The 16,664-nt window shown below is 45.7% G+C and carries 14 protein-coding genes; 6 read left to right on the top strand and 8 right to left on the bottom strand.

The features are described 5' to 3' along the window. Window positions 1–133 precede the first annotated feature (133 nt). The 4 genes from psb27 to pstC form a co-directional block, all read right to left on the bottom strand. Complete coding sequence (psb27, locus tag NDI44_RS11885; RefSeq protein WP_190414987.1) at window positions 134–535, bottom strand: photosystem II protein Psb27; 402 nt, start codon at window positions 533–535, stop codon at window positions 134–136. Between the two features lie 384 nt (window positions 536–919). Then, complete coding sequence (gene pstB, locus NDI44_RS11880; protein WP_190414986.1) at window positions 920–1,726, bottom strand: phosphate ABC transporter ATP-binding protein PstB; 807 nt, start codon at window positions 1,724–1,726, stop codon at window positions 920–922. A gap of 230 nt (window positions 1,727–1,956) precedes the next feature. Continuing rightward, the gene (gene pstA / locus NDI44_RS11875; protein WP_190415045.1) at window positions 1,957–2,859 is read right to left on the bottom strand and encodes a phosphate ABC transporter permease PstA; all 903 of its coding nucleotides are present in this window, start codon (window positions 2,857–2,859) and stop codon (window positions 1,957–1,959) included. Window positions 2,860–2,987: 128 nt separating this feature from the next. Further along, window positions 2,988–3,905 (bottom strand): phosphate ABC transporter permease subunit PstC, encoded by a 918-nt coding sequence (gene pstC / locus NDI44_RS11870; RefSeq protein WP_190415044.1) that lies wholly within the window; start codon window positions 3,903–3,905, stop codon window positions 2,988–2,990. Between the two features lie 299 nt (window positions 3,906–4,204). On the opposite strand from pstC, the gene bioB reads away from it, so the two are divergent. From bioB to NDI44_RS11850, 4 genes are all read left to right on the top strand, one after another. After that, complete coding sequence (bioB, locus tag NDI44_RS11865; protein WP_190414985.1) at window positions 4,205–5,290, top strand: biotin synthase BioB; 1,086 nt, start codon at window positions 4,205–4,207, stop codon at window positions 5,288–5,290. Between the two features lie 191 nt (window positions 5,291–5,481). Next, the gene (locus tag NDI44_RS11860; RefSeq protein WP_190414984.1) at window positions 5,482–6,066 is read left to right on the top strand and encodes a biotin transporter BioY; all 585 of its coding nucleotides are present in this window, start codon (window positions 5,482–5,484) and stop codon (window positions 6,064–6,066) included. Between the two features lie 133 nt (window positions 6,067–6,199). After that, a complete protein-coding gene (lspA, locus tag NDI44_RS11855) occupies window positions 6,200–6,703 on the top strand; it encodes a signal peptidase II (RefSeq protein WP_190414983.1) in 504 nt (167 codons plus the stop codon). A gap of 208 nt (window positions 6,704–6,911) precedes the next feature. Further along, window positions 6,912–9,161, top strand: coding sequence for a transglycosylase domain-containing protein (locus tag NDI44_RS11850; protein ID WP_190414982.1), 2,250 nt, complete (start codon window positions 6,912–6,914; stop codon window positions 9,159–9,161). Between the two features lie 198 nt (window positions 9,162–9,359). Here NDI44_RS11850 and NDI44_RS11845 read toward each other — a convergent pair whose 3' ends face one another. Then, window positions 9,360–11,324, bottom strand: coding sequence for a dynamin family protein (locus NDI44_RS11845; protein WP_190414981.1), 1,965 nt, complete (start codon window positions 11,322–11,324; stop codon window positions 9,360–9,362). Window positions 11,325–11,410: 86 nt separating this feature from the next. Between NDI44_RS11845 and NDI44_RS11840 the strand changes: the two genes are divergently transcribed. Both NDI44_RS11840 and NDI44_RS11835 read left to right on the top strand, forming a co-directional pair. Beyond that, window positions 11,411–12,676: a hypothetical protein gene (locus NDI44_RS11840; RefSeq protein WP_190414980.1), complete on the top strand. Its 1,266-nt coding sequence runs from the start codon at window positions 11,411–11,413 to the stop codon at window positions 12,674–12,676. Window positions 12,677–12,894: 218 nt separating this feature from the next. Next, complete coding sequence (locus NDI44_RS11835; RefSeq protein WP_190414979.1) at window positions 12,895–13,368, top strand: ATP-binding protein; 474 nt, start codon at window positions 12,895–12,897, stop codon at window positions 13,366–13,368. A 122-nt stretch (window positions 13,369–13,490) separates the two neighbouring features. Here the strand turns inward: NDI44_RS11835 and NDI44_RS11830 are convergent, their stop codons facing one another. The 3 genes from NDI44_RS11830 to dapF form a co-directional block, all read right to left on the bottom strand. Beyond that, window positions 13,491–14,609: a hypothetical protein gene (locus NDI44_RS11830; RefSeq protein WP_190414978.1), complete on the bottom strand. Its 1,119-nt coding sequence runs from the start codon at window positions 14,607–14,609 to the stop codon at window positions 13,491–13,493. Window positions 14,610–14,803: 194 nt separating this feature from the next. Continuing rightward, on the bottom strand, window positions 14,804–15,574 hold the full coding sequence (locus NDI44_RS11825; protein ID WP_190414977.1) for a glutathione S-transferase family protein: 771 nt from the start codon (window positions 15,572–15,574) through the stop codon (window positions 14,804–14,806). A gap of 145 nt (window positions 15,575–15,719) precedes the next feature. Beyond that, the gene (gene dapF, locus NDI44_RS11820) at window positions 15,720–16,559 is read right to left on the bottom strand and encodes a diaminopimelate epimerase (RefSeq protein WP_190414976.1); all 840 of its coding nucleotides are present in this window, start codon (window positions 16,557–16,559) and stop codon (window positions 15,720–15,722) included. Window positions 16,560–16,664: the final 105 nt, after the last annotated feature.

Genomic DNA, 16,664 nt, shown 5'->3' with positions numbered 1-16,664 from the left:
GTCACGGTAAATTCACTCCATCTGCCATCATCCCCAACCGGGTCTTAGAGCAGTGGACGCGATCTCCATAAAAGCGATTAGCGATTAGCCAGTGAATGAACAGCTAACAGCTAACAACTCGCCAGCTAGTTCTTCAAGCTTCTCGTCTCAAAGCTGCTTCCACCTGCTGGAACTCTTGCTCTAAGCGAGTCTTCAGTTTTTCCGGCAGCGGACGATTCGGATAAGAGCTGTAATGCCCTGCGATTGAATTCAATGCAGTTCGCATCGTCGTGTAAGAACTCAGCTTAGCGACAGAGCTATCCCGCCGATAGCGAGAGGCAAAATCGTTAATAATCTGACGCGCTTGTGACTGAGCTGCTGCCTTGTCTGCCGAACCCTCTGGCAATTCAATTGCTGTTCTCAAACCTTGCAACAAAGCCAAGGTATCTTGGCGGTAATCTCCACTCAGTCCTAGCGAGCTGCTGGAGGAACAGCCCATCAATCCCATCGTAACTACCAAAACCAGGGCTAGGAGACGTGACCAATAACGCTTCATAAGTATTTTTTTTACCAAACGAGATGGAAATGCAAAATCAGAGTTTATCCTATCTCGAATTGGAACCCTTAGAATTTTAGATTTTAAATTTTAGAGATAAGACGTTTGGTGTAAATAAACGTAGACTCTCGATGGTTCATAGTTTAGGAATTATGGTTTGTAGGAACAATCCATAAACTTTTACCCCCCGTTACATTTATTTGTGCCCCTATATTCAACTATTTTCATCCTTTTAACAGATGCGGAAAAAAATGGAAGTTCCTATTTTTTTAGCTTTGCTAAATCAAATAATCTGATAGGAATACTTCTGACAGGTATCCCACAACGAGTAAGGGCAGAAGCCCTGCCCCTACCTTCTTTTAATCAATCGTTTTTCTGGACAAATTAACCGAAGCGACCGCTTACATATTCCTGTGTTGCTTGCTGCTGAGGACTTTGGAAGATAACCTCGGTGCGGTCGTACTCGACTAAATAACCAATACGACCTCCTTTTTCGGTTGGTTCGACATTGAAAAAGGCTGTCATATCAGATACTCGCGATGCCTGCTGCATATTGTGCGTCACGATCACGATGGTGTATTGCTCTTTGAGTTGGTGGAGCAAATCTTCAACTCGCAGCGTTGAAATGGGGTCGAGAGCGGAGCAGGGTTCATCCATCAGGATCACGTCTGGCTGAACAGCGATCGCTCTGGCAATACACAACCGCTGCTGCTGTCCCCCAGACAAAGATAAACCACTCGCTCGAAGTTTATCTTTCACCTCATCCCACAGAGCCGCTTGCCGCAAACTCCGCTCTACCAATTCATCCAAATCGCCCCGATATCCATTAATCCGGGCACCAAAGGTGATGTTGTCATAAATCGATTTGGGAAATGGGTTTGGTCTTTGGAACACCATCCCAATCCGTCGCCGCACCTCTACGGGATCGATTTCTGGAGCGTAAAGATCTTGACCGTGGTAAGTGACTTTGCCTTCTGCCCGAAAACTTTTAATTAAATCATTGAGGCGGTTATAGCACCGCAACAAGGTACTTTTTCCACAACCCGAAGGTCCAATAAAAGCCGTAACCCGGTTTTTGGGAATATCTATCGAAATGTCTCGAAGTGCTAAAAAATTTCCGTAGTATACCTTTAGATTTTCTGTCTGTAAAACAGTCTCAGTTTGATTCTTGGTTTGAGAATTCGACAACATAAATAGTCAGATCGGTTTTTGGGTTTAACAGGCTAACAAAAACCCTGTAGGTTTTTGGGCAGATGATTGGGCGAAGGATTGTGTTGCTTGGGAAGTCAAGGGGATTACGGCTTCGTCCTTAAGGTTAAAAACAGCGCCTAGCATACTATTAAACCTCGGTATGTATTCATTGTTGCATTACTTTGTTTAAGTTTCCGTATCATAGCAACACATATTTGAACAATTGTTCATCAATAAACTCGACGAGCCGTTGCTAAACGAGAAATCATGCTGGTTATCAGAACCAGTAAAACTAGGATGAAAGAAGCCGCCCAAGCGAATTCTTGCTGATTTTTAAATGGAGACGTAGCGAAGTTGTAAACTAAAACCGCTAAGGAAGCCGTTGGTTCTTTTAATTGATTGTTCCAATTAGGCCAATATTGGGTGAAAAGGGAAGTAAATAATAGGGGTGCTGTTTCACCAGCAGCACGAGCAACTGCCAGCGTCGTTCCCGTCACAATTGCTGGGAGTGCTGCTGGCAAAATCACGCGAGACACCGTTTGAAAGTTAGTTGCTCCCAGTCCGACCGATGCTTGTCGGATTTCTTGCGGAACCAATCTTAGAGCTTCTTCGGTTGCCCGAATTATAATTGGCAACATCAAGATTGATAAAGCAAATCCTCCCGCCCATGCGGAATAAGTTCCCATTGTAAGAACGACGGCGGCATAAGCGAAGACGCCCACAATGATAGAGGGAACTCCACTCAGGACGTTGGTGGCGAAGCGAATCCAGTAAGAAAACTTACCCGTATTACTAAACTCAGACAAATAAATGGCTGCCATGATGCCAAAGGGAATGCTAATCAGGGCAGCAATTCCGACCATGATGAGGGTTCCCAGAATGGCGTTGCCAAACCCGCCTCCGGGTACTAAGGGAGGGGGCGGCAGTTCCGTGAACGCACTCGCGTTCAGCTGGCTTATACCCTGGATAATTACGTAGGAAAGCACCGCCACCAAAGGCAGGATAGCCAGGACAGCACAAAGAAACGTTAGCGCCGTCATCACGATCCCAAACAGCGTCCGGGGGGAAGTAGGCGATCGCTTCAAACTACGACTGGGAAATCCGGAAACTGGTTGAGCCTGGGGTTTAGACATCATATTTGTGGTCGGTGGTCAGTGGTCGATTATGGAGGGGCGGCTTTCACCAGATATCTGCCAGTAGCTTTCCTATACTGATAAACCCGCCTGTGCAAGTCTGCTGTCATCTCAGAACAAGGAACGGATTAAATTCGCTGGACGCGCTCAATGAGTATCTGAGCCAAGATATTCACTAACAGCGTGAGGACAAATAGAATTAACGCAGCATACATTAGGGCTGCTACTTGCAGACCGCTTGCTTCTGCAAATTGGTTGGCGAGTAGGGAAGCAATCGTGTTGGACGGAGCCAAGATAGAAGGACTGATGTTGTTAGAATTCCCAATCAACATCGTTACAGCCATTGTTTCTCCCAAAGCTCGACCCAGTGCCAGCATCACTGCGCCCACAATTCCAGAGAAAGCGGACGGGAGTAGCACTTTGAGAATGGTCTCCCAACGCGTCGCTCCCAGCCCAACTGACGCCTGCCGCAAGTCTGGAGGTAACGAGATGAGGGCGTCACGAGAAAGGGCTGCGATAGTCGGCAATACCATAATGGCGAGGACGAGCGCTGCCGGGAGCAAGCCTGGGCCACGCAGCGGCGTGCTAAAAATGGGCAGCCAACCCAAAGATGCGTTAAGCCAGTTACCTACGACCTTCAAAAGGGGAATCAGAACAAAAATTCCCCACAAACCATAGACCACACTGGGAATCGCTGCTAGCAGTTCTACGAGGAAAACAATCACCACCTGAATTCGTGGCGGCAAATAATCTTCACTCAGAAAAAGGGCGACGCCAATCCCGACTGGCACGGCAATCAACAGGGCGATCGCTGAGCTAGCGATCGTGCCGTATAGTTGAGGCAGCGCTCCGTACTGATTGCGAACTGGGTCCCAATTGGTGGAGGTAATAAAGCCAAACCCAAATTCTGTAATCGCAGGCCAAGCTTTAATTGCAACTTGTACCGTTATCCAAATCAGGATTACAGCAACTGCAAACGCAAAAATTCGAGTTAGCCAAATAAAGCCCCGATCCATCGTCCGATCCCAATCGGAGCGGGGTTTCATAATTTTCTGCGAACCGGAGGTCACGGAACTCACGGGATTATTTTCCTCAGACACTGGTTAGTAAAAGCAATAAACGCTTGTATTCGTTGATGCAAGCTAGACCCGTACCATTTTTTTTACTCAGAATGCAATTTTTTCAATTGCCAGACATTCCAGCTTAGCAGGGGCAGTTTTGCTATTAGCCTACCGTCTAATCGTAAAGGATAGAGTAAAGGTCAGGTTAAGGTATGGCTTTAGTTGTCTGCAAACCAAGTGATAAAATGCCATCGTTTCAATAAATACGATCAAAAGGGCCGAACGTGGTTCAAGCATCGGTGTCAAACGTGGATGTTAACAGCAAGTCTCAGGAGTCACTGCGGCAATGGCTGCAAAACCTGACCTCTCGGATTATTGCTGGCGAGCGGATTGGGAGAGCTGAAGCGATCGCTCTATCCCAAATTGAAGGTGAAGAAAATATTTTGCTGCTATGCGAAGCAGCCGACAAAGTCCGTCAAGCTTGTTGCGGAAACGTAGTCGATTTATGCAGCATTGTCAATGTGAAATCTGGCAATTGCTCGGAAAATTGCGGCTTCTGTTCCCAGTCTGCTCACCACCCCGGTCAAGACTCGCCAATCTATGGCTTGAAATCCACCGAGGAGATTCTTGCCCAAGCCAAAGCAGCTGAAGCATCTGGGGCAAAGCGGTTTTGTTTAGTTTCTCAAGGACGCGGCATTAAGTACAACAGCCCCAAATCGACGGAATTTGAACAAATTCTGGAAACGGTGAGCCGAATTATTGCCGAAACCCAGATTAAACCTTGCTGTGCGTTGGGAGAAGTGACGCCAGAACAAGCTCAGGCGCTAGCTGAGGCGGGGGTAACGCGGTACAACCATAATTTAGAGGCATCGGAGAACTTCTTTGAGCAAATCGTGACAACTCATACTTGGCGCGATCGCGTCCAAACCATCCAAAATCTCAAAGCTGCGGGAATTCAAGCCTGCACGGGTGGAATTATGGGATTGGGCGAAAGCTGGGAAGACCGAGTGGATCTGGCGTTGGCGCTACGGGAATTGGAAGTCGAATCCGTCCCCCTGAATTTATTAAATCCCAGAGAAGGGACACCCCTAAGCGATCGCCCAAAAATCGATCCTTATGAAGCCCTCAAAGCGATCGCCATTTTCCGCCTCATCCTGCCCGAACAAATTCTGCGCTACGCTGGCGGACGGGAAGCCGTGATGGGAGAACTCCAAGCAATGGGCTTTCAAGCGGGAATGAATGCCATGCTGATTGGACACTACCTCACCACTATCGGGCAACCGCCAGAGCAAGACCATGCTATGCTCGAATCCCTAGGGCTTACGGGTGGCGAAGCACCCATTCCCGGCGAATACACTGCTAAGGTATGAGTGCTATAGGGGCGGGACTCCCCGCTCCTGGTGAGGGCTGAGGGCTGAGGACTGAGGACTGAGGACTGAGGACTGAGGACTGAGGACTGAGGACTGAGGACTATTTCTCCCTTGCTCTTTGACGCTTCTGCTCTTTGACGCTTCTGCTTCTTTACTCCCCTGCTCTTTTACTCCCCTGCTCCTTTACCCTTGTGTTTGCTCCCACTGAACTACTGTGGGCCTTGATTGGCTTACTCCTAACGATTGGTGGTACGTTTCTGGAAGCGTATGTCCCCAGCCTTCCTTGGAATTGGTCTCAGCAAGGGATTCAAACTCACTCGCTGGGCGTGACCTATCAAATCGGTGCCGTGCTGCTAGTTGGCTGTATGGGCGGTAAAAATGCCGGGGCACTCTCTCAAATTGCTTACCTGGCGTTGGGTCTCACTCCCTGGTTTCCAGTCTTTTCTCAGGGCGGAGGTCTCGACTATCTCACAGAACCCAGCTTTGGCTACTTACTAGGCTTTATTCCGGGTGCGTGGATCTGTGGCTTAGTGGCTTTTAAGGCACCGCAGCGATTGGAGTCTTTGTCCTTCAGCTGTATTTGTGGGTTGCTGGTCATCCATATCACTGGTTTGACTTATCTAATCGTGACCCATTTGTTAACCTTGGGAGCGGTATTACTGCCGTTATGGGAAGCAGTTTTGAAATACTCCGTCTATCCTTTACCAGCCCAAATGGCAATTGTTTGTGCAGTGACAGTCTTGGCTTATTTCTTACGCCAGCTAATGCTTTATTAAGTCGTTGGTTCGGTCATTAGTCAAGCGCTCGTTGGTCATGGGGTAGTGGGTTGATAGTCTACCGATACTGATTACTAAAGAACGATTGACTAATCACTCATCACGAATAACTAATGACTAATGAATAATTACAATGAATTTTAAAAATCACTATTTTTGGCTCGCCGCTTTCGTTAGTCTGATTCTGGATCGGGTAACTAAATATTGGGTGGTGCAGAATTTTGTCTATAAAGAAACGTGGGCGCTGTGGCCTAATGTATTCCACTTTACCTATGAATTGAACCCTGGGGCAGCTTTTAGCTGGTTTCAAGGAGAAGTTTGGTTGCCCTGGCTTTCTTTGGGGGTGAGTCTATTCTTGATCGGATTCGCTTTAGTAAACCCCCATTTGGATCGTTGGGAACAATTAGGCTGTGGCTTTATCTTAGGTGGAGCGGTGGGCAATGGAATTGACCGATTTTTCAACAGTTGCGTTATCAATGACAAATTTTTCAATGGTTGCGTCGTTGATTTCTTGGATTTTCGGCTGATTCACTTTGCAGTATTTAATCTGGCAGATATGTTTATTAATGTAGGCATGGTGTGTTTATTGATTGCCTGGTTTTGGAATCAACCTTCCTCATCTGGCAGACCACGCTGAAGAGATGAGGGCAGAGGAAGCAGAGGGAAGTGGGAGAAAGCTGATTTTTCCGTTGATAATTAATTCCCTTCTTTAGTTTTTTAAAAGACGATTTGTTAAAACCTATCTTTGTAAGCTCTTTCTCTTTTTCACAACGCCTCCCTAGGCAAGAGATTAGAATATTTAGTACAAACCTCTTGCTTGTCGCATTGAGCCTTTTGCCTCTGACATGACCTCACCCCAACAACCGCCTAAAACCATCCTGGGTCAACTAACTCAGGCAGTACAGACCATTCAAGCTAAGGTAAATTTTAATGCGCTGGCGCTGAAGCCCAATGCCAGAGTGCCGGAACTATGGGTGCAGGATGCCGGTGCTGCTAAGGCAGAGGTTTATCCACTATTGGGCGATCGCTATTTACTGGGACGCAGTTCTAAATCTTGCGATATCGTGGTGCGGAACCCAGTTATCAGTCAGATTCATCTTTCATTAAACCGAGAAGGACGGCGCGGGCAGTCCTTTGTCATCAAGGATGAAAACTCTACCAATGGCATCTACCGAGGGAGACGGCGGCTCAATAGCCTCATACTACGCCACGGCGATATCCTCACCCTAGGACCACCGGAATTGGCGGATGCGGTTCGGCTTCAATACCACAATCCGCCCCCCTGGTACGTCCTGGCGACTCGTTACGCCCTCTATGGGGTGGGTGGGCTGACCAGTTTATTGGCATTGTGGATTCTTTTTGAGTGGCGCAATATTCCGATTCGACCTTTGCCGGCTGGCGTACAAGGGCCAGTAGTAATTAATTCTGATGACGGAACGCCGTTACAGCGTCCCCGAACGATAGCGCACCGGGAATTGGGGCGATTATCAGATTTTTCCAAGTATCTGCCTCAAGCGGTGATTGCATCGGAAGACAGTCGCTATTACTGGCACTTCGGGGTCGATCCTGTTGGCACGCTGCGGGCGGTGGTGACGAATGTCAAGGGAGGCGGAATTCGTCAAGGCGGTAGCACGATTACGCAACAGTTGGCGCGGAGTTTGTTTCGGGAGTATGTGGGGACAGAAGATAGCGCGGGGCGAAAAATCAAGGAGGCGATCGTCGCTCTGAAGCTGGAGACGTTCTACAGTAAGAACGAGATCATGCGGAATTATCTGAACCGCATCTACCTGGGTGTTGGCGCTAACGGGTTTGAGGACGCGGCTCAGTTTTATTTCGACAAATCTGCCAGAGACTTAAATATTTCTGAAGCGGCGACGCTGGTGGCGATTTTGCCAGCACCGAATAGTTTTAATCCGATTCGGGATTATAAAACGGCGATTGGACTGCGCGATCGCATTATCAACCGCATGGCAAATCTAGGGTTTATCAGTGCGGAAGAAGCTCAACGAGCAAGGCGATCGCGTATTGACGTTAGCCCCAAAGCCAGAGAAGCTTTAGCTAGCATCAAGGCACCCTATTTTTACAGCTACGTTTTCACCGAACTCCAATTCTTGTTGGGAGATCAACTGGCAAAAGAAGGCAATTTTTTTGTCGAAACCAATCTGGATCTAGAGACTCAACAAAAGGCGGAAACTGCCCTCCGCAACGGAGTTAATACCATTGGGGGAAGTTACAGGTTCTCTGAGGGAGCAATTGTCACCCTCGACTCCAGCAACGGGTCAATTCGCGCCTTGGTCGGTGGCACAGATTTTCAAAAAAGTCAATTTAATCGTGCGACTCAAGCCAAGCGACAACCGGGTTCCACCTTCAAAATTTTTGCCTATGCTTCGGCACTTGAACAAGGTAACTCGCCGGGAAAGTTTTATTCTTGCGCCCCTGTAGTGTGGCAGAGTCAACGCTTTCGGGGGTGCGAAAGAGTAGGGGGTAGCGGGACGGATATGTACACCGCGCTTGCCCAGTCTGAGAACGCGATCGCGCTGCGGGTGGCGCAGGATGTCGGTTTAGATCGGGTGGTGGAGATGGCGAGGCGACTGGGCATCACAACGCCGCTTAATCCGGTTCCCGGTTTGGTGTTGGGGCAAAGCGAAACCACTGTCTTGGAGATGACGGGGGCTTTCGGTGCCTTGGAAAATGGTGGCGTCTGGAATCGTGCCCACGCCATTCAGCGGATTCGGGACAGCAGCGATTGCAAAGACTTTAACAATCCGCAAACCTGCCGGGTGATTTACTCCTTCGAGGAGGAAGCCGGGGCAACGAAGCGGGTGCTGTCTCAGGGAATCGCAGATACGATGACGAATATGCTTCGGGGCGCAGTGCGAGGGGGTACGGCACGGGCGGCGTCGATTGGCTTCGGAGAGGTGGGGAAGACGGGCACCACGAATAGCGGTGTTGACTTGTGGTTTATCGGCTACGTTCCCAGTCAGGATCTCGTTACCGGCATCTGGCTGGGAAATGACGACAATACTCCAACGCGAGGAAGTAGCGGACAAGCTGCCCAAGTTTGGGCAAACTATATGCGGCAAGTGGTGCGTTAATTAAGCTGTGGCGATTGAAATCGCGGCTATACAAACGAAGCCCGCGCAGGCGGGCTAATAATAGCAATTGACTTTTTTACCGCTAAACTAATCGCTTTTCTTAGCCCTCCTTTTTTCTAGCGTTAGCGATCGCGATCGCGTAGCACTTTGGGCAGATGTTAAATAGGATGTTGCTTTTCTCTCCACTTCCTTAAGTTATCAAGAAGGCAGGATAGCTTTAATATTCTTTTGCACCTGCTCAAGTTCCCGCCGCTTCTGAGCAATAAAAGCTTTTTCAGCTTCGCATTGTTCCAATATCTTTGCCTGCTTTCTCTCCTGTTCTTCTAAACAAGCTTCATAAGTTGAAATTGCTTGCCCAACAATTTTATCTACTAAACTAAGCCTAGCCTGAAAAAATTGTTTTGAAATCACTAAATTTATCTGATCAATAATCTTATTTACTATTTCTTTTTCCACTTCTAAGAACTGCTTTTTACACTCCTCAAAAACTGCTTTTTTTATCTGATCGTAAATACCCTTCATACCAAATGCACCAGCACCAATGACTGCTGCTGCTATTCCTAAACCTATAGCAGGTGTAAAAGACAACGCTACGATGTATCCTAGGAGGCCTAGTAGGCCTACTAGGACTGCACCAATTAAATAATCTATAAAATCACCAGCAAAGCCACCTGTGTAACTACTGGCAAAGTCCCCATATTCATCATTAAAACTTTTCTGAAATTTTTGCTCATCAATATTTAATTGATTGTATAAAGATTGAATTTCATGATTAACCTCTTTATCTAAAATTTCCAGGTTATGCTTAACTATCTCCTTAATCTTTTTTTCTGCCCATTTATTTATCTCTTCTGAAAGTTCTCGGCTGAATTGATTAACGTAGTCTGTTACTATACCTTTTTGGTCTAAAATAAGATTTTTATCAGAATTCCATTGTTCAGACTTTTTCCGTAATACTTCTTCCCACGAACCTTCTTTCAGCCACTCTTTCCAATCTTCATAAACCTCCTGCTTTACTTTATCCATCATTTTAGACATGAGTTTTTGAATTTGGAGACGGATTTTGATACCTTGCCCACTCACTTCACCAATTTGCTCTATAAATTTTTGTTTTTCTACTTCAGAAGCTTTTATCTTGTCATTCAAATCATTCTCTAATTCTTGAAAGATATTTAAACTGCCTTCAATTATTCCCTTAAGTGTTGTTGCAGATTGCTTAATTTCTACAAAGCCGCGCTCAGATGTGAGAAAATTTTCGACCGAGCAAGAAAAATTTTTAAATAGATTCAAATACTGACTTTCAATTTTGCCAGGGCTAGCTTTTAGTGCAGAAATAAAATGAACGCGATTATCACCCGTAACAATTGGGCTTTTCCCATACAAAAAATTTTCAACCTCCTCTTTTACCTCTTGTCTATCTTTTTCATGCTCTAGTTGATCCAGCTTGTTGACTACTATAAAAAGGTTGTTTGCTGGTTCATTTTTACCTTCACAAATTTGGCTTCTTAAATCGTGAATTAGGTTACGTTCTCCGCTAGTTAGAATTTGGGAGGCATTAAGGATAAAAATTACCGCATCAGTATCTTTAAGTAATTTTTTAGTAATGGCAGCACGGTGAGGATGTTCGTTTAAACCGGGAGAATCTACAAGCTCTACACCATTTTTACAGAACTCTAAATTAGGATGCTCAAAAATAATCTCTTCGATTTCAGAACGCCCTAACTCATCACTTCGGTAATCACGCGCTGCCTCTTTAGAAATAGTTACTAAGAGTTTATACTCATCATAAGAGATATTCTCTTGTCGCCCATTTTTGTAATGGCATACAATCCGCTTCTGTAACCCATGTTTTAAGACTGTGATTGTACGATTACATGCAATCGCTCTTACAGGTTGTATCTCTTCACCTACAAGGGCATTAATTAGTGTTGATTTTCCTCGACTAAACTCCCCTACTACTGCTATACGAAATCTCTGAGATTGTAGTTTTTTAGATGCCTTCTCTATTTTCGTTATCAAGGCAATAAATTGAGAATTATGTTGATTGCCTTCTTGAAATATATTAAATAATTGATTGTAAAACTTATCTAGTTCTTTCCGAAATTTTTGAAACTCTGCAAAGGATGAGACACGACGCTGCTGGTTGCCCTGTAAGTTAGCCATTAGTTAATGATTCCTTTTATCAGCATGAGTAATGCTAGGATAGCTGCAAATAACCTTCAGTTACATCTGTAAATCTACCAAAAGTAATGATTTTTGAATTTTCCCCTATAATCCAGGCTGGTATCGCTGCTAACAAATATGTGCAAGTCTTTACATCCGCAGGGGTGCCAATAGGCATGGCTAGAGATGCAACGACTGGGCAATTCGTTGCTCATGCTGTCGGTGCTGTAGTTAACAACAGTCCTTTGTCACCGCTGATAGTGCCTTTTCAGTTTGCTATGAGCGGGGCACGGATGTATCAAAAGCACAGAGAATTTCAATCTGTCCAGGCTAGCTTGGGAGTTCTGCAAGCGACTACAGCCGTGATTGGTATTGGTGTAGCGGCTGGAGTTGTGCTATCAGCGGTAAATCTTCATCAAACTTTGAAGCTAAGGGATGACGTAAAAAAACTGAAGCTCGAAGTTAAAGACGGATTTATTGACTTAAAAAAAGCTCTGAAAGAGCAAGGAACCGAAATTATTCAACGGATTGACCAAGTTGCCGAAGATGTTGAGTTTAGACAACATCGCGCAATTTTAACTCAGGCTTATGGACGTTTCTTGGAAGCAACTAAGCTGATGAAAACAGCTATGTGCTGCGAAGATATGAGTATCAGAACTGCTGACTTAGCAAATGCACGACAGATTATAGTCGAGGCTTTAGCCGACTATAATAATCCTCGCCTGTTATCTGAAACTTGTGCAGCTGGGCAGCTTCGCCGGATGGAGTGTGCTTGGGCAATTGAGCAGACAATTGTCTTAACCTATCAATTACAGAATCAGCCAGCAGCTGTGAGTCATCAACTTTCCCACCTCCAAAACAAAATCCGTCAAGATTCCCTTAATGTTATTAATAGCTGTGAAACAGAGGATGAGCTTGATTTTCTCTTTCCTGAAATCACCCGCATTCACGATCACGATCTGGCTGTATTAGAATCTTGGCAAAATCAAGTTGATTGGATGCAAAGCCTCCCACCTTCAGAATTAAAATTACTCCAAAGTGCTGATTTTAGCAATTCAGAAGTCATAGTTAGTACAGATACAACTGCTTTGGCAGTACCTCCAGAACATTTACTCTATGAAAATTTAAAGCAAAAGTCTCATTTCGTATCCCTTTGCAATCAGCTTCAATTTATGATGCAGCCTGAACTACGTCGAGAGCCAGAATCTTATATTAGTCAGCAAGCTGCGATCGCAGGTTATAAAACTTTAGTACCCTCAAATTTACAGAAAGCCTCAAATTTAGCTGTTGCTAACCTGTACTGGTATTTCAAAGTCAGAGATGAAGCTGAAGACGAGGCAGTGACGGCGTAAAGTTTAAATATACGAAGATGCGATCGCTCAAATTTGACTGAGTCCGATCGCCTTCTCCATTCAAATAACAGTTGATGGTATTCGCTAATTTTTCTATTCGCAATTTTTTTAAGAGTAAATTGCTAAGTGTTAATTTAAAATTGCAATTACCATTACTTGAAAATTTCCTTTATTCTAAACTCTATGCTTAAATAAGGGCTATTGATAGGCTATTGTCTATGCAGTTAGTCATCTTTATCGGCTTGCAGGCTTCTGGGAAAAGTACCTTCTATCACACTCATTTTGCTGAAACGCATAAGCTGGTTAGCAAAGATTTGTTGCGGAACAACAAAAACCGCTCTAGAAGGCAGACACAGCTTATTAAAGAAACACTTGAAATGGGACAATCGGTTGTTGTGGATAATACTAACCCAACCGTAGAAGAACGTGCGTTTCTCATTGAATTGGGTTGTATGTATGGTGCCGAAATTATCGGTTATTACTTTAAATCGTCAGTGAGTCAATGCCGGGAACGTAACCAGCAGCGCTTAGGTAAAAAACGGGTGCCAGATGTAGCAATTTACGCGACAATCAAGAAGCTACAACGCCCTTCTTATAATGAAGGCTTCCACCAACTGTTCTACGTGCGGATGGCTGGTGACTTCGCTTTTGAGGTTCGTACCTGGACTGAAGATGAGGTTGCTGATGGATAGTGATACGTTTGACAAACAAATGCGATCGCTGGCGATATCAATAGGCTGATTTAGCAGATGATTACTACCAGCAATCGGTTAAAAGCTACTAACTCATATTACGTGACAGTCTGTATTCGTAATTACGATGCTTTAATTTCCTGAATCGCCCAGTCCATTACTTCTAAAAATTGCTTTGCTATCAACTCATCCTTCAGTGCAAACAAGGGAATATACCAGTTATAGGCATTAACAGAAATCGAGTTACCTAGGACTAATTTTAAGCGGTTGAGAAGTTCAGTCTTTTTGTCTTCCAAGTTAAATGGAGGTTCGTAGGCATAAATCTCAATTTTGCCACCACTCCAAATTGTGAAAAACTTTCTGGTTTCTCCTTTGTAACTGATTATTCTGGGGATCAGAGACCCTTCAATTTTTCCTTTCCCCCAACTCACCTGCATTTTTTCACAATTTATCCAGTTGAAAACGCTTCTGGCAGCTTGAGCTACATCACTCCCTTTTTTAGCCTCTAATTCTTGAAAGAACAAGGACTCATTCCATTGCTTACTCTCATAATTTAGTAGAGATTGCGTTGATTTTCCTGCTACTGTTTGACCAATAATTCTAGGAACAAGAGTTTTTAAACCTTGACCAACGTATTGGTTAATTTCAATTGCCAATACTTCCGCTGGATTCATTTGTTTATTTAAAAACTCCACGATACGTTGAAGTTCAGGAGGAATCTTGTCAGCAACAAAGACTAGACGGACTTTGCCAGCTTGCAGATTTGTCTTGACCTTTTCCCAAAACTCAGAGGGGTTAGCATCAGCGCCTAGAAAATTGCTGAGTATCTGTTCAGAATCTTGACTTTTTACCTGACAATTAGCGTTAAATTGGGCAATAATTTTCTCGACAGGCCAATAAACCACTGCATTAGCAGCATAGTCGAGCATCTGTCCAGCTACTTCTCGGCGAATTTGAGTGTTGCAGCTGCGCTTGACTTCCACCAGAGTTGGAATTCCATCTTGGTCGAGAAATAAATGGTCGAGTGCCCATCGGTCGAAACCATTTTCTTCAGATGGCACAGGCATCTCCTGTGAAACTAACAACCAACGTCTCGGTGCCGCACTGTTGATTTGGTCACCAGCTAACAAACTGGGATAGTCGGCTAGCAGTTTTTGCAGCAAAGCTTCCGAGTCATAGGGCTGTTCGATCATTTCAACCAGCTGACCCTTGTCTTGAATTAGGTAAATAGCGCCTGTCATCACAATTCCTTTGGGTTGACCTAATTTAAGGTTCCCGTTTTCAAGGTTCGATGTTACATAGCGATTAGATTTTGCCTGCGAACAGGCTAGTCTGTTTATGAGCAAACGATTTCCAAACATCTGCCAGGTCGTTCAACCGTGAGGATGCGATCGCTTCCCACTTTCACTTTGCCACGCTCAGTTGCAACAAACCCTTACCCCTGGCGTTCTTCACGGAACAGTCGCAAGATATAAGCTCCCGCCGAGGTTTCTCGTAACTCTTTAATTGCCACTGCAATCTCATCCGGCAACTCATCTAAGTGGGGCAGACTCGCCCCATACTCGGCAGGCAGTACAGCCGGAGCCGCGAGACAGGCAAATGTGAGGTCTGCTGCCGAAAAGCGATCGCCAACTAAGTAGGAACGTCCATCTGCCAACCGCGCGTTGACGTTCTCGAAGATGCGCTTAATCTTGTCATGGGCACTGGCTGACGATTCTGCCGTGATATTGTAGCCTCGCCGTGCCGCCTCGCGAATCAACGGAAAGACAATTGGAAATAACGCCCGCTCAATCGGGGGTACACCATCGCACCACAGCCTCCGCATCAATTGGCGGTCATCTAGCAGATAAAAGTATGCCCAAAGACGGATACTGGGGCCGAGCTGCTTGTTGAACAAATCTTCGAGTTTTTTCACTTCGCGGCGCAGTTTGGGATCGGCTGGGTAAAATTTTTTACTTTCAGCCGTTATGCCATCTAGATACTGCAAGATGTCCGAAGAATCGCTCAAAGTACCCGCTTCCATTACTAGAACCGGAGTTGTTTGTCCGCCGCCATTTTTGCGGGTGGCTAGCCGATGAAAAAGCGGCATATGGCGTTCTTCAATGTAGGGAACCTCAAGCCGTTCTAATGCCCATCGTGCTTTTTCGCAGTAATGGCTGACGGAGATGGTGATGAGTCGGGGAGCCTTTTCTGGCTGCTTTTGCATTTTTGCTAGATCGCGCGATGTGCAACTTTACAGTGTAATTCCCGGCAATTGAGCGAGGGACTAGGGGAATCGAACCAACAGAGCCGTTCGGGTTTTGCTCCCCCAACCCCTCATTTATCGGAAGGCTAAGAAAAAGCACATCGGATTATATCTGACCTGCGAATACGCGCTCTGCTGGCCCTGTCATGTAAACTCTCTGGTCTATTTCCGACCATTCGATTTCCAAACAGCCGCCGGGTAATTCAACGGTGGCGATGCGATCGCTCTTTCCGGTTAATACTCCAGCGACCACAGTCGCACAAGCACCCGTACCGCACGCTAAAGTTATTCCTGCACCGCGTTCCCAAACCCGCATTTTCAAATAATCCGGACGCACGACTTGAATAAACTCGGTGTTCGTCCGCTTGGGAAAAACGGGATGATGCTCGAACTGGGGGCCAATATTTTCTAAAGGAATCGCGGCAACATCCTCCACAAACGTGATGCAGTGAGGATTCCCCATGCTGACACAAGTGACCAACCAAGTAGCATCAGCGACTTCTAAAGGTTGAGCGATTACTTTTTCGTTAGGGGCACCCAGCGTCGTGGGAATTTCCGCTGCCAGTAGTCCCGGCATTCCCATATCGACGGTGACTTTCCCATCCGGCTTGATGTGCGGTGTCATGACACCCGCCAGGGTATGAATCCGATATTGAATTTCTTGAGTAGATTTTCCTTCTAAATCAGCGATAAATTGGGCTAAACAGCGAATGCCATTGCCGCACATTTCCGGTTCGGAACCATCGGAGTTGAAAATCCGCATGGTGTAGTCGGTGCCGTCTTGTCCCGGCATGGCAAAAATCACGCCGTCGGCACCGATGCCGAAGTGGCGATCGCAAAACTTGACCGCTTGTTCTGGCGTTACCTTGGGTTCTGATGAGGAACGATTGTCAATCAGAATGAAATCGTTTCCCAGTCCGTGATACTTAGTAAACTCGATTCCCATTTAGCAATCCTTCGATTCGCAATTTTCGATTAGCATAAACTATGGAATGGGTAATGGTTAATGGCAGTCCTTCAATCCTGAAATCTGGCAATTCGCATTAGGAAA

This window comes from Trichocoleus sp. DQ-A3 (genome assembly GCF_039961975.1).
GTDB lineage: Bacteria > Cyanobacteriota > Cyanobacteriia > Cyanobacteriales > FACHB-T130 > FACHB-T130.
This window is presented reverse-complemented; position numbering and strand designations above follow the sequence as displayed.